Below are 26,039 nucleotides of genomic sequence, written 5' to 3'. Positions count from 1 at the left end.
AAAAACTTAGGATAGGTAGATGTTCGAGGACAACCTTTTGACGCTCTTTGACAAAACACCCTTGATTGCTTCATTTTTGGCGGGCATTTTGGCGTTTTTAAGTCCCTGCGTTTTGCCCCTAATCCCCGCCTACTTGTCCTACATCTCGCAAACTTCTTTAGAGGAATTAAAAAGTGGCAACGCCCCGCGTTGGGCGGTTTTGGCTAAGGCTAGCTTGTTCGTGCTGGGCTTTGGTTTGGTCTTTTGGCTCATCGGGGTGTCTATGGCAAGGATCATGCACGCTTATTTAAACGCCCCTTGGGTGCGGGTGGTGGCGGGCTTGGTGGTGGTGGTCTTTGGCTTACACTTTTTGGGGGTCTTGCCTATTAAATGGCTTTACAAAAGCAAAACCCTAGAAGTGCGCCTAGAGTTTAAGAATCCTTTTTTAAACAGCCTCATCCCCTTCATTTTGGGCGTGAGTTTTGCTCTAGGTTGGACTCCTTGCATCGGCCCTATCTTTACAAGCATCGTCCTACTTAGTGGGGCGGAGCACGCCTATGGCATGGCGCTTTTGGGCGTGTTTGTGCTGGGTTTTGGGCTGCCCTTTTTGGTGGTGGCGCTGTTGCTTAACCAAGTGTGGGGAGTGCTCAAAAAAATGCGCACTTACAGCCGGGCGGTGGAGGTTTTCTCAGGGTTGCTCTTAGTGGGCATGGGTGTTTTGATCTTAAGCGGACAAATGGATCGCTTGGGGGCGTTTTTACTGCAACTTTAAGGAGGTCTTTTGTTACTCAAAAATATCAAGCTTATGGGCGGTGCGGGCGTGGATGTGCGCATTTTAGGCGCACACATCGTCCAAATCGCCCCATCCCTATGCCCCACAGAGGGCGAAAAGGTTTTAGAGGGCAAGGGGCTTACACTTTTGCCTAGCCTTGTGGATTTGGGCGTGTTCTTGCATAACCTGCAAGCCACCACCTACGCCGCCCTAAAAGCCCAAGCCTTTAAAGGGGGGGTGGGCACGCTCATGGGGATTGATTTAGAGCCCCTTTACTCTTTACACGAGCCAGAAATGCAGCCTTTGGACTTTAAAGAGGCAGAGGACAATTTAGAAAACACCACCGCCAAAGAGGCGCAAAAAGCCAAAGACCCCATTTGTTTGCACCCCTTAAACGCCAAACAACGCCTACAAAATTTATCTAAGATTGTAAGCAGTTTATCTAGCCCTGCCTGCCTTTACATTTACAACCTAGAGGGGCAGAAGCTCTTGCCCGCCCTAGATTATGCCAAAATGTTGAACTTGCCCCTGGTGTGCGGTGTGCGCGGCTATGAGGGCCGCCCCACTCTAGGCATCGCAGACAGCACCCCCCTAGCCTACAAACTCGGGCTGCCCAGTGTGAGCCCGCTCATCCAAATTAAAGAGGTGGGCAAATACGCCAGCATGGCGCTGCATATCCAAAGAGACACCATGCTAGATAGCGTGGTGGAAATGGACGCGTTAAACATCGCCGCAAGCTTAAAATCTCTAGGCGCGCCCCTATTCGTGCAAACCCCTCTACACCACCTCATCCTCACCGAGAGCGTTTATAGAACCTACGAGCCCCGCTTTAAAATCCTGCCCCCCCTGCAAAGCAAAGAGAAGCAAAAAGCTCTACACAAAGCCCTAAAAGGGGGGCAAATTGACATGCTAACAAGCCTACACTACACCCGTCCCCCCAAAGCGCAAGACATCTTTGAAGAAGCCCCTTTTGGCATGCATTGCATTGAAAGCAGCTTTAGTCTCGCCTACACGTATTTAGTCCAAACGGGCCTAGTGAGCCTTGAAAGGCTCATAGAGCTCATGGCAAGCACGCCGGCTAAATTCTTGCGGTTAAATTGCGGTGCGGTGCAAGAGGGCAAAGAGGCGCGCTTGATGCTCGTGGACCTTGGGGGGGAGGAGGTGGTGCAAAACCAGCACAGCCCCTACTATAAAGAGAGTTTAAAAGGGGTTGTGCGCTTGGTATTGCAAGGGGAAGATATTGTCTATGGGGCTTAAAATTTTGGGAGCGAAGTGCGCGCTTGTGTGTAACCCGAGCTTTGATATTCTGCCTAATGGGGGGGTGTTGTTTGAGGGGGGGCGCATTTTAGAAGTGGGCGATTACGCTAAACTTTGCACCAAGCACCCAAGCGCAAAAGCCCATTTTTATAAAAACGCCCTTTTAATGCCCGCTTTGGCAAACCCGCATATCCATTTTGAGTTTGCGGGGCAGAAAAATAATTTTAGCTATGGGAGCTTTGAGGGGTGGCTTAGCTCAGTCATGTCCAACAGAAGCCAAGTGCTCAAAAAAGCCACAGCGCATATGCAAAAAGCGGTGTGCGAGCAACTCATGCAAGGCGTGGCGAGTGTAGGGGCGATCAGCAGTTATGGTTTGGATCGCCCTATCTTAAAAGAGAGCCCCTTACGGGTGGTGTTCTTTGATGAGCTCATCGGGGCAAACGCCGATATCACCCCCGCTTTTGAGGCGTTTAGTAAGCGCCACGCTCTAAGCCTTGAATGTCAAAGTGCGAAATTCACCCCCGCCATTGCCATCCACGCCCCCTATTCAGTGCATAAAGACTTAGCCAAGCAGGTTTTAAGTACCTACAAAAGCCCCGTGGTCTCCACGCATTTTTTGGAGTCTAAGGCGGAGTTGGACTTTTTAGAGGGGCGGGGGGGATATTTCAAGGATTTTTACGCCAAACACGGGCTAAGTGCCCCACACTATGTAAGCCCTTTAGAGTTTTTAGACCTATTTCAAGGGCAAAAGTTGCTTTTAGTGCATGCCATGTTTGCCACAAAGGTGCATTTACAGCACGTCAAAGAGAGTGCGCACCCCACGCTCATTTCTTGCCCGCGCTCTAACCGCCTGTTAAGCGGTAAACTCTTGGATTTTAAGCAGGTAAATAAGGCGGGTGTGAAGATCGCCCTAGCCACAGATGGCGCAAGCTCTAATGCCAACACCCTACTTTTAGAGGAACTGCGCATCGCCCTTTTTGCCTTGAATGTTCCCCTTTTAGAGGCCCTACCCCAAATTTTGCTCGGGGCGACCCTACGCGCCAGCCACGCTTTGGGCCTACAAGGGGGGAGTTTGCAAGCGGGCTTTTTAGCGGATTTTGCCCTCTTTGGTTTTAACTCTCAGCCCAACTTACAAGGGGTGTTGCATTGGCTCTTGCAGGCAAGAAGGGCGCAGAGTCTATACATCGGCGGGGAGTGGGTGTGGGGCTCTAAAAGGGGTTTTAAGGCAAGGTAGGCTAAACTTCAAGGCTATTTCATGGGAGGTCTTAATGGAACTGCGCTTGGCGAAAATGGATCGCAAACAGAGCAAAACCCCTAGCTTGAGTTTAGAAGAATTGCACCAAAAATACCTAAAGAACGAGCATATTTTTTACTTTGCCCCCACAAATCCCCATAAGGATATGTTGGCCACGGTGGCGTTTTTGGAAAAAAAGAATTGTCGGGTGCATTTGTCGCAAGTGCAAGTAAGCTCGGATGAAAAGGACTTCATCTACCAAATGCACATCATTTAGGGCGGTTTGTGAAACTTTACATTGAAACGATGGGTTGTGCGATGAATAGCCGTGACAGCGAGCATATGGTGGGCGAACTTGGCAAGGTGGGCTACACCCCCACAAGCGAGCCTAGCGAGGCGGATTTGATTTTAATCAACACTTGTAGCGTGCGTGAGAAGCCAGAGAGAAAGTTGTTCTCTGAGATCGGGCAGTTTGCTAAGATTAAAAAGCCGGGGGCGAAGATCGGCGTGTGTGGTTGCACGGCAAGCCATATGGGCGCAGAAATCCTAAAAAAAGCCCCGAGCGTCAATTTTGTTTTGGGCGCGCGCAATGTGTCTAAAATCAGCCAAATCATCAAGCAGGATAAAGCAGTTGCCATCGATTTAGACCATGACGACAGCACTTATGTGTTTGCCAGCCAAGCCCCAAGCAGCGTTAAAGCCCTTTTAAACATTTCTATCGGGTGCGACAAGCATTGCACCTATTGCATTGTCCCCCACACAAGGGGCAAAGAGATTTCTATCCCTATGGATTTGCTCTTAAAAGAGGCGGACAAATTAGCACAAGCTGGGGTGAAAGAGATTTTGCTTTTAGGGCAAAATGTCAATAACTACGGCGTGCGCTTTAGCACCGCACACCCAAAGGTAAATTTCACCACTTTACTAGAAAACTTAAGCCAAATTAGCGGGCTTAAACGCATCCGCTTTACATCTCCCCACCCCTTGCATATGGACAACGCTTTTTTAGAGCATTTTGCCGCTAACCCCAAGGTGTGTAAAAGTATTCATATCCCCCTGCAGAGCGGCTCTAATGCCATTTTAAAAGCCATGAAAAGGGGATATAGCAGAGAATGGTATTTAGATCGCATCACCCGTTTAAAAACCCTCGTGCCTGAAGTGGGCATTAGCACGGACATCATCGTGGGCTTTCCTGGCGAAACGCCTAAGGACTTTACGGACACTTTAGATATTTTAGAGCAGGTGCGCTTTGACACACTCTATAGTTTTATTTACTCCCCCCGTCCGCTCACGCCTTCTTACACATGGGAGAATAAAGTCCCCAAAGAGGAAGCAAGCGCGCATTTAGAACGGCTACAAAGCCGCCACAAAGAGATTTTAGAGCAAAAGGCTAGAGCCGAGCTTGGCAAAACCCACGAGGTTTTGATCGAGAAAATCGCCGAGGGTGTGGCTGAGGGGCGCAGTGGTAACGGGCGGCTACTTAGCTTTGAGGCTGGCGGGGCTGGCGTGGGGGATTTTGTGGCGGTTAAAGTGGTGGCGCACCACAAGGGGAGTTTAAAGGGGAGGATCGCTTAAGTGTGTTGTTGAAACGCTTACGAAACGGCTTTGTTTTACGCGCTTTACCCGTGTTGCTCTATTGGGTTTTGCGGATTTTGTTTAAGACTTGTAAAAACCGCTTTTTTTTAGCCGAGGGGTTGCAAAAACAAACTTTCATCGCTAGCTGCTGGCATGGGGAGATGGCGATGTTGCCCTTTGCCTATTTGCGCATCAAGCCTAAAGCAAATTTATCAGTGATCGCCAGCCAGCATTTTGACGGCGGGCTAGCGGCAAAACTCTTTGAGTGCTTTGGCTTTCAAGCCATTAGAGGCTCTAGCAAAAAGGGCGGGGTGGGCGCGCTCATTGAGGCGATCAAAAGGCTCAAGGGTGGGGAGGATATTGGCATCACCCCCGATGGTCCCAAGGGACCAAGGCATAGCGTTGCCGATGGGGTGGTGGCGTTGGCACAAAAAACGGGGGTGGGGGTGGTGGTGTGCCGCGTGGTTTTTAGCAACGCTTTCACGCTCAACACTTGGGATCGCTTTAAGTTGCCTAAACCCTTTTCTAAAATCAATTACTACATGTTCTCCCCCTTGTTCATCCCTAAGAACATGGATTTACAAGAGGCTAAAGCGTTGCTGAAGCAGCGCATGGAGGCGGTGTAATGGGGGTTTTTAGCTTTTTTAAAACCGTCTTTCATGACAGCGTGCGCTCCTTGCTTTTCTCCGATGTTTTTATCTGTTTTAATTTAGACCATGAGGTTTTACTCGGGCGGGCAGAAAGGTTAAAATGGAGAAAGACACGCGAAATTGTCAACAAAGCCTACCCCGTGAAAGATGGCATGATCCCTATCAAGGCAGTAAAGGATACCCGCGATTTTACTAGCGTCTACCCTTTTTCTTATATCTGTGGGATGTCTAAAAGCACAGATCAAGGGATGTGTAAAAAATCTGAGTTGGAGCAACACATCCCACAGGGGTTGCGCAGAAAGGACTTAGTTGTCCTAGAAGTCGATGATTACTGCTTTTATATCCCCAAGCAATCTTTAGAAAGCGACCGTAAAACCTTTTCCTTCGCCTTCAAGGTCGACTACATTTTTTCACCTTTTCTTCTTATGTATAGCTTCATCAAACCCATGTTAGAAGAGAAAGTGGCCGTTTATGCACTCTTAGAACACTCTCGTTTGTTTGTGATGGTGAACAACTGCAAGAGCATTTGTTACAGCAAATTCTACCCCCTAGGAGTGATCGAGGCGGATTATGGGGTACAAATGCAAGAAGATCAAGTTGGCTATGAACACGAAGAGCATGTTTTGCAATCTTTTTTAAAGTCTATTGAGGCTAACCTGATGCAAATGGATTTTAATTTTGAGTCCCCTCCACCTGAAGAAAAGTCTAATCAAGACCCCAAAGCCTTAGTGGATAACATGTTCCACGCTTCCGATATTATCAAGTATTTAGAGGAGTCGATCAAGACAGCCTACGAAAACCCAAACTACCGTGTTGAGGATTTTGTCCAAAAGGTGTGGGTGTTGCACACCTATGAAATTTCTTACCAACTCATCGATGCGCTAAAAGACGAGCTCATGCTAGAAGTTGTCCACATCCCTATGTCTTTAGTCGAACAGATGGGAATTTTAGCCAAAAAAGAACAATACAATGAAGTTCAGCTATAGTAAACCTTTCCCCAAACACATGTTGGATCTGCTCGCCAAGATTTGGCTGTTTTATATTCTGCTCTCTATGGGGGTTGTATATGGCCTAACTTATCTTTTGCAAAAATACATTGAGATCACCAAAAGCAGGACAGAAATATCTCAAGTGCAGGGCCGTATTTATAGCCATGAGATCCACTATGTCCAAGAACGCATCGAACATACAAGACAAGCTTTAAAAAGTGCGCAAAGTCAAGCCTCCCACATAACTGGTACCAAAGACTCCATTAGGGGGATTTTAGAGATAATCCCCGACTCTATCACCATCAATTCTATCACCATCGATTATTCCAGCTTGGTTCTTAAGGGTGTTGTCCCCTCCAAAGAGGTTTTTAAGCGCACAATCCAACAAAGGCTCAACTTGATCTTTGAAAATAGCAATGTCAAGTTTTACCCTCTCAGTAATGGGTGGTTTAGCTTTGTTTCCATAAATTCCTCTGTTTTACCCTACATTGAAAAGGCGAGCGACTGACAGAGCAAAATCTCGAACAACTCTACGCTACCCGCTACGCTGAGGATTTGGCCTTTGAACGCTTGGTTAAGAACTTCGTCTTTTTCATAGTTTTTGTGGTGGTGGGGGTGGTGAGTGTGAGTCTGTGGCTCTACCCAAAGATGATCGGTTACCAATCTCAAGATGCCGATGCCCGCCAGCAAGCCATGATTGTTGCCTACCAGCGCCAAAATTTTGTCAACGCCTTGCAGGTCTACCGCACCATAAAACAAAAAAATAGTCGTTTGCTCAAGCACCCCAACTATGCCGTGTTAAACAATCATCTAAACACTCTACTACACAAGCACTTCACCCACATTCAAATCCGAAAAAAAAATCGTAGGATCGACCTCATAAACCATTGCATCTACGAGGAATTGCGGGTGAGCGCCCACGCACGCAATTTGGATGATTTTTACGCCTTTTTTGATGGTTTAGTGGGCTTTAGTGCGCATATGGAGATTGAATTTCCCATCACCATTGCCAAGAGTGAACATGCCCTTGCTTTAGACTTTGGCATGCGTGTCGCTTACAAAGCTGTTGAGCCTTAATGGATTTTACTTTTAACCCCAAAGCTTGCGCCACATGTGGGGCAAAATGCTGTTTAGGGCAGAAAGGTTATGTTTTTCTCAAGCCGGTAGAAATGCAAGCCATCAGCACATTTTTAAATTTACCTTTTGAGAGTTTCACCCTTAAATATGTCAAAAAAGTGGGCTATGCCTACAGCCTGCTAGAAAAGCCCGCTAGCAACCCTAAAGAGGGCTATGCGTGCATATTTTTGGATGAAAACACAAAGCTTTGTCAAATCTACCCCGTGCGCCCCAAACAATGCAAGACTTTCCCATTTTGGGAGTGTTTCAAGGATGTAAAAGAGATGAGAAAATTGTGCGCCCTTTGCCCAGGGGTCAAAGTTAACTAAAACATGTTTTTTATGCGGTATACTCCGGTGCAAATTTTACACATAAGCGAGGTTTCGAGGTTTTATGCCACAACAGAGAATTAAAGCTTGGAGGTTTTTGGGTCTAGGGCTGGCTCTAAGTAGCATGCTCTTTGCCCAAAGTGCTACAGAAGATCAGCAAATTTTAATCACATCGGATGCCTTCCACAGGGGCGACTTTGCCACGGCTAAAAAGGGCTATCTACAGCTTTACAAAGAAACGCACAATATCATTTACGCCAAAGAGGCTGCCATTTCAGCTGCCAGCTTGGGCGACATTAACACCGCCGTAGAGCTCGCCATGCTCTATAAAAAGGTTACCAAAAACAACAAAGACTTGTCGATCAACAAGATCTTAGTGGATGGCTACATCAAAACGGGGCAAATCAAAAAGGCAATCATTCTACTAGAGAGGATCCGCAAAGAGGACAAGTCTTTGATGCTTGATAGCGTGTTAGGTGCACTCTACATTGGCGAGAAACAATACACCAAAGCCTTTGACATTTTAAGTAAGCTCTACAACCAAGTGCACGATGAGGACACTTTAGAGAAGCTCATCACACTTTACTTCATCCAAAACAGCCAACAAGAAGCTGCAGACCTCATCGTTTCTCACTTAGAAAAATACGGCTGTTCGCCCGGATTGTGCCAAAAGAGTTTCAACACTTTAGTCCAAATGAACCAACTTGCCAAAGCCAAAGAGGTCTTTGGGGTGCTCTACCACAAAAACCCCATAGTGCAAAACGCACAGCTTTACATTGAGGTTTTGGTGATGCTCAAAGAATTTAATAAGGCTGAAAAGATTGCCAAAAACTTCCCCTTTAACCGCCGTTTGCTCCTAGACCTTTACACCGCTCAAAAAAACTTCGCCCTAGCCTCCAAACAAGCCGGCTTGCTCTACAAGGAACATAGGGACCCTAAATTTCTAGCCCTAGAGGCGGTTTACACCTATGAACACCTAACAGCACATAAAAAACTCAGTAGAGCGGACATGTTGCCTATCACCCATAAACTTGAGAGGGCCATTGCCGAACGGCGGGAGCAAATTAGATTGCATAAGGGTCGATTAGATGTTCAAGATGCCTTTTTCTATAATTTCTTGGGCTATTCGCTCATTGAGTCCGGTCTAAATATCCGCAAGGGGATTAACTATGTTAAGGTGGCTTTGCAGATCGAGCCCAAATCGATTTTTTACATCGATTCGTTGGCATGGGGTTACTTCAAGCTGGGCAATTGCGCTTTAGCAAAGAAACTCTTTTTAGGCATTTCTAAAGAGGACATTGCCGCCCAACCCGAGTTAAAAGCCCATGCCCAAGCCATCGCTGAGTGCCAATAGACAATCTTAAAGCCCTTTTAAAGCTCAAACAAGAAATCCGCCCCTTTGAACTTTTGGGGCGTAGCCTTGCCTACAACCCCTACTTGCCACGATTAAGCCTAGAGCAACTTAAGCGCCCCAAAGAAACTCCCCTAGCCCACGCCCTTTTAGCCCTAGATTTACGCCAAGATTTAGAACAATTCTTAAAAAATCTACAAAAGGCGCAAGAGAGCCAAGCTTTGGCTTTATTGCTTGACTTCACCCCACTTTATGCCAAAGAGCCGTCCCTAGAAATGTTGGATTTGTTGGGCTATGTGCGTCGTCTTTGCACCAAGCCCTTGATTTCAAAAGATTTGATTGTGGATCGCTACCAAATTTTAGAAGCCTTGGTTTATGGCGTGGACGCTCTAGTTTTAGACCCTAGCTTGTTGCAAAAGGATTTAAAAGACATGCTTGCCTACACCACGCATTTAGGCTTACTTGGCATCGTGCAAGTGGCGAGTGTGGCGGATTTAAAAAATGCCATTTTAGCACGGGCTAGAGCCCTTTACATCGTGCAAGATTTTAAAGAGATTTTGCAACTTGTCCCGCAGGGCTTGGTCATTTTAAAAGATTTAAACACCCCCCCCATTGATCCCACAAATTCCTATGGAGTGGATGGCTTGGTCTTGTGGGGCTAGTAGCTGTTTTGCGCTGAAAAAAGCTCGCCTAGTTTTTTTAAGAGGGTGGGTGCATCGTCCCTAGCCATCCCCACCTCTATCAGGGCTAATTTATCAGGGTGGCTGTAGGCTTGCTCTAAAGCGTGGCTCAAACTTTCAGCCGTGTCTACCTTGAAGGATAGGGGCTTTCTGTGCAAATGCACATCAAAGGCTTCTAAAAGCTTGGTGTAGTGCCACATATTAATGTCGTTGTATTTACGCTCAGGCCCATGGATACAGCGCTCCACCGTGTAGCCATCGTTGTTGATGACCAAAATAATGGGAGTGATGTTCTCTCTAAGCATAGTGGAGAGTTCTTGAGCGGTGATCTGCAAAGAACCATCGCCCACTAACAGCACATTGCGCCGCTTGCGATCAGCAAGCGCACTGCCTAGCAATGCCCCAAAGGTGTAGCCGATGGAGCCCCAAAGTGGTTGTCCAATAAAGCTTGTCCCCTTTGGCAAATTTACATCTATTGCCCCAAAAAATGAAGTTCCTTGCTCGGCGATCAAAACCCCGTTAGGCTGTAAATGCCCCTCAATCACTTTAAAGAATTGTTTTTGGGTGAGTTTGCCGCTGAAATGGGGCTTTTCTTTGGGCTCTTTGGAGGGCATTTTGGATTCAAACTTGAGCGTGGAGAGTTTTTTAAGCACATCTTGCATGAGAATATCGCTGTAAACTTTCTCACCTATCTTGCTGTAGAGCGGGTGGATTTCTATTTTAGGGGTGGGTTCTTCACAAATATAGTGGAATCCAGCGGTTAAAGAGTCGGTGAGTTTCACTCCGATTAAAATGTTGCAATCGGATTCTTTAATGGCGTTTGTAATGCGTTCATCGCTTAGTATCCCATTGTAAACCCCGATGAAATTTGGGTGTTGCTCGCAAAACACCCCCTTGCCCATAGAAAGAGAGGCGATGGGTAAATTCGTGGCTTCGATAAAGTCGTGCAATTCTTGATTTAAATGGTAGCGGTTCACCTCGTAGTCGGCTAGAGCAATGAAGGATTTATAAGTTTTTAAGCTTTTTTTTACTGCTCCAATGAAGGTGTTGAGGTTTTTTTTATCGCTCTTGGGCTTGTAGAGCATGGGGCTTGAAACTTCAATTTGCATGTGGGGCACATCGGCAGGGATACCGATGTATACGGGCTTTTTATGCAAGGCACACTCGGCCAACACCCGATCGATCTCACTCTTAGCATTTTGTTTATTTAAAATCGTTTGCGCCACACTGATGCCCTGATACATGGCATAAAACTTCATAAACTCGCCATCGCCCAAAGTGTGGTGCACAAAACGCTTGTTTTCTAATACATTGCGCGAGGGCATCCCCACGATTTTCACCACGGGCACGCTTTCGGCATAAGAGCCCGCCACGCCGTTAATGGCACTAAGCTCGCCCACGCCAAAGGTGGTTAAAAGCGCACCCATAGGCTTAATGCGCGCATACCCATCCGCCGCATAAGAGGCATTGAGCTCGTTACAATTGCCAATCCACTCTAAATTTGGATCGTCTTCAATCAAGTCTAAAAAACTCAAGTTGTAATCCCCGGGCACACCAAAAATGTGCTCCACGCCGTAATCTTTTAATCTCTCCAATAAATACTGACCAACGCTGATTGCCATAAAATCCCCTTTGTGCTATTGAACGATAAGCACTATTTTAACCTAAAAGTGAAGCAAAACTAGCGGTTTGGGCTTGAGTCAAACAATTTTTAGCCGATTATAGGTGCGCCAAAGCAAGGAAGCTTTAGGAGATCAACAAGGAGTTAGTATGGCATTTCAGGTCAACACGAACATCAATGCGTTGAACGCCCACGCCGCTGGGTTACTAACGCAACGCAATTTGAGAGAGTCGTTGGAGCGGTTGAGTTCTGGACTACGCATCAATAAGGCAGCCGATGACGCTTCTGGGATGACGATTGCCGATTCACTGCGTTCTCAAGCCAAGAGTTTAGGGCAAGCAATCGCCAACACCAACGATGCGATGGGCATCATCCAGATCGCTGACAAGGCAATGGATGAGCAAATCAAAATCCTAGATACCATCAAAACAAAAGCCACTCAGGCGGCTCAAGATGGGCAAAACACACAATCTAGAAAGGCTCTACAAGCCGACATCGTGCGCTTAATCCAAAGCTTGGATAATATCGGCACCACCACTTCCTACAATGGGCAAACTCTCTTAGCGGGTTCTTTCTCTAATAAAGAATTCCAAGTGGGGGCTTATTCTAACCAAACCATTAAGGCAAGTATCGAAGCAGCCACTTCCGACAAAATTGGGCAGACAAAAATCGTTACCGGTAAGACGATCACCGCTTCAGGTCAAGTGGCTTTGACTTTTAAACAGGTCGATGGCACCCATGACATTAGTCTAGAGAGTGTGAAAATTTCCACTTCTGCTGGTACAGGACTTGGTGCCTTAGTGGAGGTGATCAATAAGAACGCTAATGCCACTGGTGTTAGGGCAACGGCTAATGTGATCTCCACCTCAGACGAGGCTATCCGTTCGGGGAGTCTACATAATGTGGTTCTCAATGGTGTGCATATTGGTAATGTGGTGGGTGTGAAGAAAAACGACAGCGATGGTCGTCTAGTGGCAGCCTTTAACGCTGTCACCGCTGAAACAGGCGTTGAGGCTTATACAGACGCTGCGGGGCGTTTAAATCTACGCAGTCTAGATGGGCGGGGCATCAGCCTAAAGGCCGATAACGAAGGCGGTAGTGATAAAGACAGTGGCGGAGGCAAAATGGCTCTAGACACCCTCAATGGTGGTCAAAAAATCACAGATGGCTCTGTGAATTATGGTCGTTTATCCTTGGTCCGCCAAGATGCTAGAGACATCCTCATTGTTTCTGGGGCAAATGTAGCTGATGCCAACGCTGGTTATGAAGCCATTGGTTTTGGCAAGGGAGAAACTGCTAACACCACGGTTAACCTCAGAGATGTGCTCGGTGAATTTAACCAAGCTGTGCGCAGTGCTTCTGGGGCTAACTTCAACAACACCCTAGCTAAGGAAAACCTCACTTTAGGTTCTGGGGTTACAACGCTTCGGGGTGCGATGGTGGTGATGGACATTGCTGAATCTGCCCAAAAAATGTTGGATAAAATCCGCTCCGACTTGGGTTCTGTGCAAAACCAAATGGTGAGCACGGTCAACAACATAAGCATCACCCAAGTGAATGTGAAGGCCGCTGAATCTCAAATCCGTGATGTGGACTTCGCCGAAGAAAGCGCAAACTTCAGCAAAAACAATATTTTGGCGCAGTCTGGCAGCTACGCAATGAGCCAAGCCAACACAGTGCAACAAAATATTCTCCGCCTTTTAACATAGAGCCTTCGGGCTTTAAGTGAGCCACAAAGCGATTTCATCCGCTAGGAAGAAGTCGCAAGCAACCAAGCGTTGGTTGCTGATTTTGCATTTTTCCTCCTCTACAAGGGTTTGGGTTTTTTTAGGATCTAGCCCTTTTAACTCTACCCCCAAAACACAGCGCAAGCCTAAAAACAGTCTTTCAAACTCTAAATCTTGATCGCTTAAATGCTCTATGCGCCGCTTTAGGGGGTCTTTAATGTAGGCTAAAACATATTTTTGTTTGTAAAACCTCTCTTTACCCATGCGCCCCACAGCCCCAGCCCCACAGCCCAAATATTCACAGCCAGCCCAATAGCCCAAATTATGTTGCACTTGATAGGGTTTGGCGTAATTAGACACTTCATAGGGCGTAAAACCCAAATCTTTTAAAATATTTTGGAGCGTGGAGTCAGCGTTTAAAAGTGCACTTGGGGCGGTGCTTTTGGCGAGGCGGGTGTTGTCTTCAAGGGTTAGGCTGTAGGCAGAGAGGTGATCTATGGGTAGGGTGTTTGCTTGCATGCACTCTGCCTTAAGGCGGGCGGGCATGTCTAGTGGGGTGTTGTAAATTAAATCGATGCTTAGGTGATTAAATCCACAAGTGTGGGCGATCTCAAGGGCTTTAAAAATATCTTGTTGGCTGTGTTCTCTTTGCAAAAACCTTAATTTATCGGCAAAAAAGCTTTGCACTCCCAAAGAGAGGCGGTTAGCCCCAAGCGCCCTTAGAGTCTTGCACCACTCTTTGGTGATGAGATCGGGGTTGGCTTCTAAAGTGATTTCTATATTTTGGGCGCTAGTGGTGTGGGTGGCAATGGTGTTAAAAATGTACTCGTAGTGTTTGGGCTCTAGTGTGTTTGGCGTGCCCCCGCCGATAAAAATCGAGCTTAAAACCGGCGTGCTTTTAAGGCTGTCTTTGAGGTCTACAATCAAGGCTTCCACATAGGCATCTTTTAGGGAGTCTAGCCCGCTGAAAGAATTGAAGGCACAATACCCGCACTTGCTCGTGCAAAAAGGGACATGTATGTAAAGGCTAGGGGCTCTTGGAGGCGTGGATTTAAGCATAGCTTAATCCTTTAAATAATATCATCTTAGTATACTTTTTGATAAATTTAAAGGAGCTTGTTTTGAAAAAGGTTTTATTCTTGGGTGTTGTGTTGGGTCTTGGGCTTTTAGGGGCAGCTCAACCTGCCGAGATCATTAAACGCTGTGCTGGTTGCCATGGACCTTCTATGGACCGCAAGGCCTTTGGTAAGGGGCATGTGGTCAATACTCTCGATAGTGCGACCATTAAAGAGGATTTGATGGGCTATAAGGCGGGCACACTTAACCGCTATGGGGCGGGTGGCGTGATGCACGGGCAGGCAAAATCTTTGAGTGATGCAGACATCGAGGCTTTGGCAAAATTCATCCCCACTCTTAAAAAATAAATCCAAGCATAAAGAGGAGGGGGTTTCTTTCAGTTTTGCGTGTGTTATAATGTCGCCTAGTTTTTGGCTCTAAGTGCTAAAGTGAAGGACGACTATGGACACCAAAAAAAGTTATCGCCCAAATGTGGCCGCTGTTGTGCTTTCTTCCCACTACCCTAGGGATTGCGAATTTTTCCTCGCACAGCGCATAGACATTCAAGGGGCGTGGCAGTTCCCCCAAGGTGGGATCGATCAAGGCGAAACCCCCTTAAAGGCTTTGTATCGTGAGCTCTTGGAGGAGATCGGCACAGATGCGGTAGAGGTGATCGCCGAATACCCCAAGTGGATCACCTATGACTTCCCCCCCACGATGCCTAAAAAACTCTACCCCTTTGATGGGCAGAAACAGAAGTATTTTTTAGTGCGTCTCAAAAACAATTCTTTGATCAATATCCAAACCCTTTCACCCGAGTTTAATTGTTGGTGCTTTGTCAAAACACAGGATCTTTTCCATAAGGTTGTGCACTTCAAGCGCCAAGTTTACCGCCAAGTGATCGGTTATTTCCGTAAAGAGGGTTACCTATAATGCTGGTGGTGCAAAAGTTTGGAGGCACGAGCATGGGGGGCTGTGCGCGCATTGAAGCCGTGGCTAAACGGGTCGTTGAGAGTAAAAAACTCTACGAAGATTTAGTGGTCGTGGTTTCGGCAATGGGCGACACCACAGACGATTTTTTAAACCTTGCCCACTATTTTGGCGCACGCAGCAACCAACGCGAGTTAGACCGCCTGCTTAGCAGTGGGGAGCAAATTTCTAGCGCGTTGCTTGCCATTGCTTTGGAGTCTATGGGGCAAAAGGCGTGTTCTCTTAGTGGGCGTGAAGCGGGGATCTTAACCAACACACACTACACCAAAGCCCAAATTTTAGACATCAACACGGCTAAAATTCGGGAGTTGTTGGCACAAAACTTTGTGGTGGTGGTGGCGGGCTTTCAAGGGATTAGCCAAAGTGGGGAAATCACCACTTTGGGGCGAGGGGGGAGCGACTTAAGCGCAGTGGCTCTAGCCGGGGCTTTGCACGCCGAGCTTTGTGAGATTTATACGGATGTGGACGGCATTTACACCACAGACCCACGCATTGTGCCGAGGGCGCATAAAATTGATGTCATCAGCTACGAAGAAATGCTGGAGTTGGCTTCAATGGGAGCGAAGGTGCTGTTTAACCGCTCTGTGGAGCTGGCTAAAAAATACAATATCCCCCTTGTTACACGCAATTCCTTTAATAATAATGAGGGGACACGCATCACTTCAGAGGAGCAGATTTTGGAAAAACCCATTGTGAGTGGCATTGCTCTAGACACCGACCAAGCCCGCATCAACATTGTCGATGCTTTGGATTATCCGGGCATTGCCGGGGAGATTTTTGGACTCTTGGCCAGTGCAGAGATCAACATTGATTTGATCGTGCAAACAGTTGCCCGTAATAACAGAACTGACATTAACTTCACTGTGTCTAAAGGCGATTTAGAATCCTGTCTACGGGTTTTAAAGAATCTACAAAACATCGGTTCAATCGAACATGATGACAAGGTCGCTAAGGTTTCTGTGGTGGGGGTGGGGATGCGCTCGCACTCGGGAATTGCTAGCGTAGCCTTTAATGCTTTAGCCAAAGAAAATATCAATATTTTAATGATCGGCACCAGTGAAATTAAAATCTCTGTTGTGGTCGATATTAGTGCCGCCGAGCTTGCTTTAAAAACTTTGCACACGGCTTTTAAACTCGACCTTTAATGCACCTTAGGGAGTGGCTGTCTAACCTGCAAAGAGAGGGGTTTTTATGCCTTGAGTTGCCTAAAGATTGCACCCCTCTTTTGTGTGCCACAGAGCATATTTTAAAGGGGGGATGTGTTCTTATCGCTACGGATAGTCAAAGGGTGTGGCTTAAAACCTACGCTTTGGCGCATTTAAACAGCCACCCCATGCACCCCCTAGTGCCGGTCTTTGACCCCTTGCAAAGCTTCCAAATTTATTTGCAGCAAAGCCAAGACATTTCTTTGATACGCAACACTTTAGATTTGGTTTACCAAAACTATATCTTTTGGTATGTGGGGACAACCAACTCCAAAATAGCCCAACTAGCCCTAAGCGTGGAGCGCAGTTTATTGTGGCTTTTAGACAGCCTCAAAGAGGGGGCAATTAACTTCAAGTCCCTTGATCCTTTACTCGATCACAAGCTTTTACAGCTTTATCGGGTGTTTACGCACATGGTATTAGAGAGTTTGCTAGGCAAAGTGAGTCTAAATGACTAGCCAAATCATCTACACCAACACCCCTCACGATGAGGTCCAAAGTTACAGAGCATTTTTAGAGGCGGATTTTAAAGCCCAAAACACCCCCTTTTTAGCCGAAGTTATTTGTGAAGATGAGCTAAAAATCGAACATGCCCACGAGATTAAACGCCGCTGTGTGCTGAAATTTGCCGGTCAAAAGGCATTTCTCATCGCCACGCCCAGCTTAAACATTTTTGCCCAAAACGCCCTGCTTAAAATCCTAGAAGAACCCCCAAAAAACACCTTTTTTATTCTCATCACCAAACACCCAAGCGCATTGCTGCCCACCATCCGCTCTAGACTGCCCCACACCAACAAGCGCACCAAAACACCCCTTCCACCCTTTGGGCTAGACCTCAAAACTTGCGATCTATGCACCCTTTATCGATACCTACAAAACGCCGATAAACAATTTAACCAAGAGGAAGTGAAAGTCCAAATCGCCGCCCTTTTAGAGGCGGTCAAACAAGTCGGTATCCGCCTAAACCCCACTCAGCTCGCACAATTTGACAATGCCCTTTACGCCAACGCCCTTTATCTGCGCCCCAGCTATAATCTCTTGCCCTTGCTTTTAAGTGTCTTGCAAGCGAGGGGCTAATGTTTTTACAAAGGCTCAATCCCGCTAGTTTTTCTCATGCCCTCAAAGAGATCGGCACGCACCCCATAGGGCAAGCCATTATGGCTAAAAAAGCCCAGCTTTTGAGTTTTAAAATCACCGACCTGCCCCTAAGCGCCACTTTGATTCTAAAACAAGAGGCATTGCGTGTGGGTGCAGAGCTAGCCACGCCTAAAAGTTGCATTTTGGCAAAAGAAAAGGCTTATGATTGTTTGCTTGTGGGCACTTTAGACCAGCTCAAACACCTCGCCCAAAAATGCGCTAAACAAGATTTTGGGCTTAAAAAACTCGCTAAAGAGCTAGAAACCCACTTCATCCCCCCAACCTATACCCCCGCTCTAATGGCGATCGTTAACCTCACCCCCGATAGTTTCTACCCCCATAGCCGCTACAGCGCAAAAACAGCCCTAGAGCAAATCTACAAATTCTTAGAGCAGAAAATCGCCTACATAGACATCGGGGCGGCTAGCTCCAGACCGGGAAGCCTTTACACAGACGCCAACGCAGAAATTGCCCGCTTAAAAGATTTATGCACCGAGATCAAAGGTCAAAACCTTTACAAACATGCCAAATTTAGCATAGACACCTATAACTCCAAAACCGCCGCCTTTGCTCTAAAACATGGCTTTTGCGTGCTAAACGATGTGAACGGCTTTAAAGACCCGTTCATGTTTTCTGTAGCTAAGGAGTTTGGGGTGCAAGTTGTCTTGATGCACTCTTTAGGCGTGCCCCTGCAAGCGCAACAACAACTCACAGCCAACAATTTATGGGAGGACATGGAGGCGTTTTTTCGCGCCAAGATCGCCGCTTTGCAAGAGCAAGGCATGAGCGACATCATCTTAGACGTTGGCTTTGGCTTTTCTAAACAAATGCCCGAGAATTTGGCCCTCATCAAACACTTAGCGCATTTTCTGCACTTTGGCTACCCCTTGCTTGTGGGCTGTAGCCGCAAAAAAAGCGTGGGCGAGGTGTGTGCTAGAGAGGTGCAAGATCGCTTGGCCGGCACGCTCGCCCTACACTTAAAAGCCCTAGAAAATGGAGCGAGCATTCTAAGAGTGCACGACATCCCCGCGCATTTAGACATCTTAGCCATCCACAACGCTTTTTTGCAAATCCCCTAGATGACCGTCCGCCACAAAACTCCCCTAAATCGCCTTGCGTGGCTAGAACTGGTGGCCTATTGTCTTAATTTTGTTACAATACAGCCTTTGACTTTAAAGGTACAAGGGTTTAAATGGCGCAAGCGGATCAAAAATTAAATCTCTTTGACATCCGTTGGATGTGGTCGCTCTTTGGCACGGCTGTGGGGGCAGGGATTTTATTTTTACCGATTCAAGCGGGCAAACATGGGTTTTGGCCTGTAGTGCTTATGGCGATTTTGAGTTTTCCCATGACCTGGCTAAGCCATAGGGCTTTAGCGCGTTTTGTCAATGCCATAGGTAACCAAGACATCACCCACGCCGCCACCCGCCTAGGCAAAAAGGTTGGATTTTTAATCACCTTAATGTATTTCTTCGCCCTTTACCCAATCTGTCTAGCCTACGGTGTGGGGATCACCAACACAGTTGAATCGTTTTTTTCCAACCAGCTGAGGTTGCATTTCTTTGAGAACAACCGCTTCTTTTTGGCCGAACACCTTATCACGGGCATGATCTTTGTGATGCTTTTCAACACCAAGATTGTAACCCGGGTTGCTAACGCCCTTGTTTATCCTTTGGCGTTGATTTTATTAATATTTTCTTTATATTTGATCCCTTATTGGAAAACGGCGATGCTTACAGAAATCCCGAGTTTTAAAGGGTTTTTTGCGGCGTTGTGGTTCACTCTGCCTGTGTTGGTGTTCTCGTTTAACCACAGCGCGATCATTTCGACTTTTGCCCAAGCCGTGGAAAAACGCTACGGGGAACTTAAACACTATAAGACTAACCAAATTGAATTATTGAACACTTCCTTTTTACTCTTCTTTGTAATATTTTTTGTCTTCTCTTGCATTTTATGTTTAGACCCTACAGATTTTGCCAAAGCTAGAGCGCAAAACATCCCCATTTTGAGCTACTTTGCCAACACCCTACACAACCCCTTTATTGGTTATGCCGGCCCGGTTGTGGCGTTTTTAGCAATCACCACTTCTTTTTTTGGACATTACTACGGAGCCAAAGAGGGTTTAAAGGGCTTGATTGTGCAAATATTCACTAAAGATAAACTCAACACCCACCACCACCGCCGCATCGATGTGTGGACCACCATATTTTTTTGGATCAGCATCATTGCTGTCGCCTACTACAACCCCAGCATTTTAAGTTTCATTGAGGATTTGGGCGGGCCTGCCCTAGCTACTATTACCTTTATTTTACCCATTGTGGCGATGTATGCCCTGCCTTCCATGAAAGACTTTAGAAGCCCGATTGCCGATGGGTTTATCTTTGCAACGGGTGTGCTCACCGTTTTAAACGCCATTATCAATATTGTTAAATGAGGTAACCATGACACAACAAGAAATTTACAGCCAGTCCATCACTGCCATTTTTAAAATAGGCATCGGTCCTAGTTCTTCGCACACCATAGGCCCTATGGACGCTTGCGTGCGCTTTTGCAAACTTTTGCAAGAACAACAAGTTCTTGAGCAAGTGGCTAGGGTGCAGGTGATCTTACACGGCTCACTCGCCTTAACCGGCAAGGGGCATTTGACAGACTTAGCCTGCGTGGTGGGTCTTAGCGGAGTGTGCGCTAAAGAGGTGAGCGTGTCCCAAAGGCAAGAGATTTTACAAAAAGCGATCCAAGAGCACACCTTGCACCTGGCTAAAACAAAAAATATCTCTTTTAACCTTGAAGAGGACATCCTCTTTGAGTCCGAAGCTTTGAGTTTGCACGAAAATGGCATGGAGGTGTGCGCCTTTAATAGCAAACAGGATTTATTGCTCAAAGAAATTTATTACTCCACGGGCGGCGGATTCATCTACACAGAGGAAGAGCTAAAACACAAAACAACTAATTCCACAAAACCCAAACACAACGCTTTTGATTTTTCCAGTGCCAAAGAATTGATGGAATTGTGCGAAAAACACCGCACCCACATTGCGGGCATTGTGGACATGCACGAGAGCGCGCTATTTGGGCAGAATTACGCCCGCACCTACTGCCTAGAAATTTATAAGGCGATGTTAGAGTGCTATAAAAATGGGGTGTCTTCGCAAGAAAAGCAACTGCCCGGCTACATTGGCATGGCACGCCTAGCCCCCAAAGTCTATGCCCGCCTAAACAAACACCCTAGCCAAGCCGACCCGCTGGCAATGGTCGATTACGCCACGCTTTATGCTAGGGCTGTTAGTGAAGAAAACGCCTGCGGGCATAAAGTGGTGACCGCCCCCACCAATGGGGCGTGTGGGGTGGTGCCAGCGGTGCTACTTTATTGCCACCACCACATCAAGCCCCTAGAAACCGAGCAAATTGTAGACTTTTTACTCACTTGTGCGGCGGTGGGGTATTTATACAAACAGAACGCCTCTTTGAGCGGGGCGGAGGCGGGCTGTCAAGCCGAAGTGGGCACCGCTTCTTCTATGGCAGCGGCAGGCTTTGCCTTTGTGATGGGGGGCAATGTGCGTCAAGTCTTAAGCGCAGCCGAGATCGCCATGGAGCATCATTTGGGCTTAACCTGCGATCCGGTGGGCGGCTTGGTGCAAATCCCTTGCATTGAGCGCAATGTGGTGGGGACGATCAAGGCGATTTCTTCGGCAAGACTCGCCCTAGAAGATGGCTACCAAGCCAAAGTGAGCCTTGATGATGTGATCTCTACCATGTACGAGGTCGGCAAGGCATTAGATTCTAAGTACAAAGAAACTTCACTAGGTGGGCTAGCCACACACGTACATATCCCCAAGTGCTAGGGGGCTTGACCTTTATAAAGAAACAAGCTATAATGGCACTTTTTCGTTGGAGTATCGCCAAGTGGTAAGGCAGCAGGTTTTGGTCCTGCCATTCGGAGGTTCGAATCCTTCTACTCCAACCACTCCCCCTTGTGACGCGGGATAGAGCAGTCCGGTAGCTCGTTGGGCTCATAACCCAAAGGTCGGTGGTTCAAATCCACCTCCCGCAACCATCACACCAACTTTTTAAACTCTGCTTCAATAACGCTTTTTGTATCAGGCTCGACTAATCGTTGCCCCACTTCCGCCCCATCTTTATAGAAAATCAAAGTCGGGATGCGTTTAATGCCCAGGCTTTCTTTTAAATCCTCGCTCTTGTCAAAATCCACTTTAAAGATTTTCACTTGGCTGTAATCCTTGGCTAAAGCGTCCATCATAGGCGCGATTTTACGGCAATCGGGGCACCAATCCGCTCCCACATCGACCACAACCGCCCCTTGGCTTGTTTTTTCTTTATAATCCTGGCTGGTTAAAACTTCCATTGAATCCCTTTCTCTTAAGTAGATTAAAAGCCAAAGCATAACTTGAAATAACTAAGCTTTAGGTTAAGAAAACCCCACGCAAAAAGACTATAATAAGGCATTTTTTACAAAGGATGCCCCATGATTGTGATTCCTGCTAGGCTAGAGTCCACCCGTTTTCCCCGCAAGCTTTTAGTGCCGATCCAAGGCGTGCCTATGGTGGTCGCCACCGCGCGCAACGCCCAAAAGGTCGATGAGGTCATTGTGGCGTGCGATGACGCTTTGCTTTTAAGGGCTTGTGAGGATTTTAACATCAAAGCCATTTTGACAAACAAGGCGCACACAAGCGGAACAGATAGGTGCGCTCAAGCTTGCACGCTTTTAAACCTGCCCGAGCACACCCCCGTTTTAAACCTGCAAGGCGATGAACCCTTTTTAGAACCAGAGATCATCGCCACGCTTTTAAAAGAATCCCAAAACACGCCTTTCATGCACACCTGCATTAAAGAAATTAACCCTAAAGAAGCTAAGGACCCTAATATCGTCAAAGTCGTGCTCGGCGCAGAAAACCGCGCCCTGTATTTTTCACGCGCCCCGATCCCCTATGGCAGAGACGAACAACACCACGCCTTTTTAGGCCATATTGGCATTTACGGCTTTAGGGTAAATACGCTTTTAGAGTTTTGCGCCCTAGAAAAAAGCCCCTTAGAGGACATTGAAAAGCTCGAGCAACTAAGAGCGCTCTACCACCACAAGGCGATCACCACAAGTCTAGTGAAAACCCAAAGTGTGGGCATAGATACCTTGCAAGACCTACAAGAAGCCTTGAAAAGGTGCTAGAAGAGCTAAAAACCCATAAGGTTTTAAAGGCGCAGATCGCCCTTTTTGCCCCCTATTTGCAAAGTGGGGTTACCGAGCTTCTTAGCAACACTGAAAACGAGCTGTGGCTCTATAAGCTGAGTGGCGCGCGCCAAAAGATACAAGACCTCACTTTTAGCAAGGAGTTTTTATTGCGCTTTTGCGAGCAATTAGCCAGTTATAGGGATTTGCCCTTTAGTAGCCTTGCCCCCACGCTAAACTGCTCCATCCCCTTTACCCGCTACAGAGTGAGCGCAAACCACTTTAGCATCACCACGAATAACCAAATCAGCCTCAATATCCGCGTGCCCAGCCTACTAAAATTCCCCCTTGAGGCATTTAAAATCGCCCCCACCTGCGCCTTTAGCCACAGCGATTTAAAAAGCATGGCAAAAGAGGGGCACAACATATTAATCAGCGGGGCGACTGCCAGCGGCAAAACAAGCCTACTCAACGCCCTCTTGGAGTTTATCCCCAAAAGCGAAAGGGTGGTGAGCGTGGAGGACAGCCAAGAATTGGATTTAAGCGGGTTTGAAAACAGCGTGGGGCTCTTGGTGGGTAAAATGGAGCAAACCCCCTTCACCTACGAAAACGCCCTAAACATGGCGATGCGCATGCGTCCCGATCGGCTCATGGTCGGCGAAATTGACACCAGAAACGCCCTTTTGTTCCTGCGCTTTGGCAATACGGGGCATAAGGGGATGATGTCCACCTTGCACGCCAACAGCGTGGAGCAGGTCCTAGAAGCCATTGCCCTAAATATTGAAATGGGGCACAAGGCACGCTTTGACCTAAGTGTGGTGGAGCGTTATTTTAAAAGTGCGATTGATGTCGTGATCCAAGTGTGTAAAACCAAAGAGCAACGGCTCATTAGCCAAGTGCTTTTAAGCAAAGATTTATAATTCAGTAACGAGCTTATAGCCAGTCGCCGCAATGCTTAGGGTGTAAATGCCCAAGAGCAACACCCGATGGACTTTCTCAGTCGCCACTAGGATTAATCTAATGCCAAGCCCGACCCCGACAAGTGCGCCCACGCCTGTTAAAAAGCCGATCCACAAAACATGGGGGGTTAAAATGCCCGTGTGCGTTAGGGCGATCACGCCTGAGAGCGAGGAAAAGATGACAAAAAACAGCCCCAGGGGCACGATTTTTTGCGTGTCGTATTTTAAGAAATAGCCCAAAAAGGGGACAATCAAAATCCCCCCACCCATGCCAAGTGGGATCGAGAAAACCCCCGTGATGAGCCCTGCTAGGGTTAAAATGGCATGCTTTTGACTCAAGTGCCAATGGGTTAGGGGGATTTTAAAACGGGTGCGCTTAGAGTGCATTTGAAAGTGAGCACTTTGGTAGTTGCCCTTTCTCACAAAGGCGTATTTAAAAAAGGTGTAGCACACCACCGCCACAAACAGCCCCATTAAAATCCGATCGTCAATGTGCTTGAGTAAAAAACTGCCTAGCATTGCCCCAAACAACCCCCCTAGGGCGATTGCCAAGCCTTCTTTAATGTCTAACAAGCCCTTTTTATAGTTGATGAGTGAGCCCACTAAAGACGAAAAGAGCATTTGAAAAAGCGAAATGCCCACGGCGTGGCTGTAGCTAAAGCCGGCGAACACAGCGGCAGGCACGACAATCTCCCCTCCGCCGATGCCAAAAAAACCGGCTGTAACGCCCGTAACAAAGCCCACAAAAGCCAAGACAAAATCTAAAGCCACTTAATCAATCCCATTTTTATCCGACCATGTTTGGCAATAACCCTTCTCATAGCAATGATCTTCCAAATCATCCAATACATTATTGTCAATTTTATCTATAAAAATTTGTTTGTCATCTCTTTTTCGCTCATAAAAAGGATCGAGTCCAACACCATCGTCCCAACGGCTGTATGTTTGCAACACATAGCGGTTGTGCTCTTTAAGGGGTTTAAAGATTAACTTTTTATTCTCAAAATGCTCACGATCGCATACAATATAACGATCATGAAAGTCTAAAATAATAGCATCATTTTTAAACCCCACATGGATTTGTAATTGAGCGGATCTAGGAAATAGATATAAACAAAAACCTTTGAATGCAAAAGAGCCCTTTTTAGAAGTCTTAGTTACTTTAAAGCACATGGCGCGCATCACAGCGTATCTGTAGTATCGCGACCCTTCATCGCCTTCTAAGTCCTTTAAGCTGTCCGCACCAAAAAGGCGTGCCACAAAGCCACAATACAGTGCACCATCTACATGAGCCTTATAGACATCTAAGACATAAGCGGCTTGCTTTGGTTGGTTGGGATCGATGAGATAATTTTGATCTAGGCGGATTTTTGGATTGATAGGTATTTTTATAAACGCCTGTGCCTGTGCTCTTAGGGTAGTGGCTTGATCAGGGTTGCACTCCAAGCCCCACGCCACATTAGCCAAGAAGCACAAAAGCCCTAAAATTTTCGCCACTCTTAGCCTCGCCATTAATCATCACCCTCCTTACAATACCCCTTATTTTCGCAACGCTCCACTAAGTCTTGCAAAATATTTTTTTCTATGGTGTCCATGAAAATTTTCATATGATCTCTTTTTTGGCGATAAACAGGATCGATTGGTTCATCATTGTTTTTAACATCAAGCGTTGTTAAAACATAACGACCCTTAAAGGGCTTAAAAGTGAAATGTGCGCGGTTGATACCATTTTCTCGACCTATCCTGTCTGCTTCATCAGCGCATGCCCGGTAGTCCTCACGCAAGTGCAAGAGGAACGCATTCTTTTTAAACTCCATGCCAATTTCAGAGAAAGGAGCTTCTTCATTTAACATCAAACAAGAGCCCTTGTACCATTTAGAACCTTTAGCAAATCCAAAACACATAAAGCTCAAGTCAAGTCCAGCTGTCGTACCACGATCGCCATTATTGTAGATGATATTCCCGACCCGATAACCACGCACCACAGCCCCGCAATAAATATTCTTGCCTATCACCATGTGGCTTTCTTCAAGCACGAATTGCGGACCCAATGTGCTATGATCGCCATCACTGTTAAGACCGTGATTTTTTTGCGCAAAATCTCTTGCTTGCTCGAGCACATCATCCGGATGGTAATTTATGTTAGTTTTACAACCCACCCCCCATGCCACATGAGCCAAGAAACACAAAAGCCCCAAAAACAAACCAACCCGCCTCATAGTGCCTCCAACCC

General features: G+C 46.8%; 29 protein-coding genes and 2 tRNA genes. 25 read left to right on the top strand and 6 right to left on the bottom strand.

Going from position 1 to position 26,039, the window contains the following annotated elements; all coding sequences use genetic code 11:
* Positions 1–19: 19 nt before the first annotated feature.
* From QSJ47_RS03270 to QSJ47_RS03215, 12 genes are all read left to right on the top strand, one after another.
* Complete coding sequence (locus tag QSJ47_RS03270; RefSeq protein WP_221271120.1) at positions 20–751, top strand: cytochrome c biogenesis protein CcdA; 732 nt, start codon at positions 20–22, stop codon at positions 749–751.
* A gap of 9 nt (positions 752–760) precedes the next feature.
* Positions 761–2,008 carry an amidohydrolase family protein gene (locus tag QSJ47_RS03265; protein WP_285602417.1) on the top strand — a complete coding sequence of 416 codons (1,248 nt, stop codon included), beginning with the start codon at positions 761–763 and terminating at the stop codon, positions 2,006–2,008.
* On the top strand, positions 1,998–3,242 hold the full coding sequence (gene mqnF, locus QSJ47_RS03260) for an aminofutalosine deaminase family hydrolase (protein WP_285602416.1): 1,245 nt from the start codon (positions 1,998–2,000) through the stop codon (positions 3,240–3,242). Before QSJ47_RS03265 ends, mqnF begins: the two co-directional genes overlap by 11 nt.
* 34 nt (positions 3,243–3,276) lie before the next feature.
* On the top strand, positions 3,277–3,519 hold the full coding sequence (locus QSJ47_RS03255) for an HP0268 family nuclease (protein WP_285602415.1): 243 nt from the start codon (positions 3,277–3,279) through the stop codon (positions 3,517–3,519).
* Between the two features lie 8 nt (positions 3,520–3,527).
* Positions 3,528–4,814, top strand: coding sequence for a tRNA (N6-isopentenyl adenosine(37)-C2)-methylthiotransferase MiaB (gene miaB / locus QSJ47_RS03250; RefSeq protein ID WP_285602414.1), 1,287 nt, complete (start codon positions 3,528–3,530; stop codon positions 4,812–4,814).
* Positions 4,815–4,816: 2 nt separating this feature from the next.
* Positions 4,817–5,440 (top strand): lysophospholipid acyltransferase family protein, encoded by a 624-nt coding sequence (locus QSJ47_RS03245; protein WP_430886773.1) that lies wholly within the window; start codon positions 4,817–4,819, stop codon positions 5,438–5,440.
* Complete coding sequence (locus tag QSJ47_RS03240) at positions 5,440–6,450, top strand: DUF8569 domain-containing protein (RefSeq protein WP_285602413.1); 1,011 nt, start codon at positions 5,440–5,442, stop codon at positions 6,448–6,450. The genes QSJ47_RS03245 and QSJ47_RS03240 overlap by 1 nt, the downstream gene beginning before the upstream one ends.
* On the top strand, positions 6,434–6,961 hold the full coding sequence (locus QSJ47_RS03235) for a PilN family protein (RefSeq protein ID WP_285602412.1): 528 nt from the start codon (positions 6,434–6,436) through the stop codon (positions 6,959–6,961). Before QSJ47_RS03240 ends, QSJ47_RS03235 begins: the two co-directional genes overlap by 17 nt.
* Positions 6,962–7,008: 47 nt before the next feature.
* Complete coding sequence (locus QSJ47_RS03230; RefSeq protein ID WP_221271113.1) at positions 7,009–7,530, top strand: hypothetical protein; 522 nt, start codon at positions 7,009–7,011, stop codon at positions 7,528–7,530.
* The gene (locus QSJ47_RS03225) at positions 7,530–7,898 is read left to right on the top strand and encodes a YkgJ family cysteine cluster protein (RefSeq protein WP_221271112.1); all 369 of its coding nucleotides are present in this window, start codon (positions 7,530–7,532) and stop codon (positions 7,896–7,898) included. Before QSJ47_RS03230 ends, QSJ47_RS03225 begins: the two co-directional genes overlap by 1 nt.
* 64 nt (positions 7,899–7,962) lie before the next feature.
* Positions 7,963–9,252: a tetratricopeptide repeat protein gene (locus QSJ47_RS03220; RefSeq protein WP_502875109.1), complete on the top strand. Its 1,290-nt coding sequence runs from the start codon at positions 7,963–7,965 to the stop codon at positions 9,250–9,252.
* Positions 9,243–9,911 (top strand): beta/alpha barrel domain-containing protein, encoded by a 669-nt coding sequence (locus QSJ47_RS03215; protein ID WP_285602411.1) that lies wholly within the window; start codon positions 9,243–9,245, stop codon positions 9,909–9,911. The genes QSJ47_RS03220 and QSJ47_RS03215 overlap by 10 nt, the downstream gene beginning before the upstream one ends.
* Here the strand turns inward: QSJ47_RS03215 and QSJ47_RS03210 are convergent.
* The gene (locus QSJ47_RS03210) at positions 9,908–11,551 is read right to left on the bottom strand and encodes an alpha-keto acid decarboxylase family protein (RefSeq protein WP_285602410.1); all 1,644 of its coding nucleotides are present in this window, start codon (positions 11,549–11,551) and stop codon (positions 9,908–9,910) included. The genes QSJ47_RS03215 and QSJ47_RS03210 overlap by 4 nt on opposite strands.
* Positions 11,552–11,699: 148 nt before the next feature.
* Here QSJ47_RS03210 and QSJ47_RS03205 point away from each other — a divergent pair, with 148 nt between their 5' ends.
* On the top strand, positions 11,700–13,259 hold the full coding sequence (locus QSJ47_RS03205; RefSeq protein WP_221271108.1) for a flagellin A: 1,560 nt from the start codon (positions 11,700–11,702) through the stop codon (positions 13,257–13,259).
* Between the two features lie 12 nt (positions 13,260–13,271).
* Here the strand turns inward: QSJ47_RS03205 and hemW are convergent, their stop codons facing one another.
* A complete protein-coding gene (gene hemW, locus QSJ47_RS03200; RefSeq protein WP_285602409.1) occupies positions 13,272–14,336 on the bottom strand; it encodes a radical SAM family heme chaperone HemW in 1,065 nt (354 codons plus the stop codon).
* 62 nt (positions 14,337–14,398) lie between these two features.
* Here hemW and QSJ47_RS03195 point away from each other — a divergent pair, with 62 nt between their 5' ends.
* From QSJ47_RS03195 to QSJ47_RS03150, 10 genes are all read left to right on the top strand, one after another.
* Positions 14,399–14,701, top strand: a complete 303-nt coding sequence (locus QSJ47_RS03195; protein ID WP_221271106.1) for a c-type cytochrome — start codon at positions 14,399–14,401, stop codon at positions 14,699–14,701.
* Positions 14,702–14,795: 94 nt separating this feature from the next.
* Complete coding sequence (locus QSJ47_RS03190; protein ID WP_285602408.1) at positions 14,796–15,266, top strand: RNA pyrophosphohydrolase; 471 nt, start codon at positions 14,796–14,798, stop codon at positions 15,264–15,266.
* The gene (locus QSJ47_RS03185; RefSeq protein ID WP_221271104.1) at positions 15,266–16,468 is read left to right on the top strand and encodes an aspartate kinase; all 1,203 of its coding nucleotides are present in this window, start codon (positions 15,266–15,268) and stop codon (positions 16,466–16,468) included. Before QSJ47_RS03190 ends, QSJ47_RS03185 begins: the two co-directional genes overlap by 1 nt.
* On the top strand, positions 16,468–16,986 hold the full coding sequence (locus QSJ47_RS03180; protein WP_221271103.1) for a HobA family DNA replication regulator: 519 nt from the start codon (positions 16,468–16,470) through the stop codon (positions 16,984–16,986). Before QSJ47_RS03185 ends, QSJ47_RS03180 begins: the two co-directional genes overlap by 1 nt.
* A complete protein-coding gene (locus tag QSJ47_RS03175) occupies positions 16,979–17,605 on the top strand; it encodes a DNA polymerase III subunit delta' (RefSeq protein ID WP_285602407.1) in 627 nt (208 codons plus the stop codon). Before QSJ47_RS03180 ends, QSJ47_RS03175 begins: the two co-directional genes overlap by 8 nt.
* The gene (gene folP, locus QSJ47_RS03170; protein ID WP_285602406.1) at positions 17,605–18,744 is read left to right on the top strand and encodes a dihydropteroate synthase; all 1,140 of its coding nucleotides are present in this window, start codon (positions 17,605–17,607) and stop codon (positions 18,742–18,744) included. The genes QSJ47_RS03175 and folP overlap by 1 nt, the downstream gene beginning before the upstream one ends.
* Positions 18,745–18,857: 113 nt before the next feature.
* A complete protein-coding gene (locus QSJ47_RS03165) occupies positions 18,858–20,099 on the top strand; it encodes an aromatic amino acid transport family protein (protein ID WP_285602405.1) in 1,242 nt (413 codons plus the stop codon).
* 7 nt (positions 20,100–20,106) lie between these two features.
* Complete coding sequence (locus QSJ47_RS03160; protein WP_285602404.1) at positions 20,107–21,507, top strand: L-serine ammonia-lyase; 1,401 nt, start codon at positions 20,107–20,109, stop codon at positions 21,505–21,507.
* A 47-nt stretch (positions 21,508–21,554) separates the two neighbouring features.
* A tRNA-Gln gene (locus QSJ47_RS03155) sits at positions 21,555–21,629 on the top strand.
* A 13-nt stretch (positions 21,630–21,642) separates the two neighbouring features.
* Positions 21,643–21,719, top strand: a tRNA-Met gene (locus QSJ47_RS03150).
* Here the strand turns inward: QSJ47_RS03150 and QSJ47_RS03145 are convergent.
* Complete coding sequence (locus QSJ47_RS03145; RefSeq protein WP_221271099.1) at positions 21,720–22,028, bottom strand: thioredoxin family protein; 309 nt, start codon at positions 22,026–22,028, stop codon at positions 21,720–21,722.
* Between the two features lie 120 nt (positions 22,029–22,148).
* Here QSJ47_RS03145 and kdsB point away from each other — a divergent pair, with 120 nt between their 5' ends.
* Entirely contained in the window at positions 22,149–22,847 is a 699-nt protein-coding gene (gene kdsB, locus QSJ47_RS03140; RefSeq protein ID WP_221271098.1) for a 3-deoxy-manno-octulosonate cytidylyltransferase, read from the top strand.
* A complete protein-coding gene (locus tag QSJ47_RS03135) occupies positions 22,841–23,767 on the top strand; it encodes an ATPase, T2SS/T4P/T4SS family (protein WP_285602403.1) in 927 nt (308 codons plus the stop codon). The genes kdsB and QSJ47_RS03135 overlap by 7 nt, the downstream gene beginning before the upstream one ends.
* Here QSJ47_RS03135 and QSJ47_RS03130 read toward each other — a convergent pair.
* The 3 genes from QSJ47_RS03130 to QSJ47_RS03120 are packed head-to-tail and all read right to left on the bottom strand — an operon-like array spanning position 23,762 to position 26,025.
* Positions 23,762–24,577, bottom strand: coding sequence for a sulfite exporter TauE/SafE family protein (locus tag QSJ47_RS03130; RefSeq protein ID WP_285602402.1), 816 nt, complete (start codon positions 24,575–24,577; stop codon positions 23,762–23,764). The genes QSJ47_RS03135 and QSJ47_RS03130 overlap by 6 nt on opposite strands.
* Positions 24,578–25,318, bottom strand: coding sequence for a hypothetical protein (locus tag QSJ47_RS03125; RefSeq protein WP_285602401.1), 741 nt, complete (start codon positions 25,316–25,318; stop codon positions 24,578–24,580). It lies immediately after the preceding gene.
* Positions 25,318–26,025 (bottom strand): hypothetical protein, encoded by a 708-nt coding sequence (locus QSJ47_RS03120; RefSeq protein ID WP_285602400.1) that lies wholly within the window; start codon positions 26,023–26,025, stop codon positions 25,318–25,320. The genes QSJ47_RS03125 and QSJ47_RS03120 overlap by 1 nt, the downstream gene beginning before the upstream one ends.
* Positions 26,026–26,039 lie beyond the last annotated feature (14 nt).

It is taken from the genome of Helicobacter sp. NHP22-001 (assembly GCF_030270165.1).
GTDB lineage: Bacteria > Campylobacterota > Campylobacteria > Campylobacterales > Helicobacteraceae > Helicobacter > Helicobacter gastrofelis.
The sequence above is the reverse complement of the archived record's forward strand: the minus strand, read 5'-3'. Positions and strand labels throughout refer to the sequence as shown.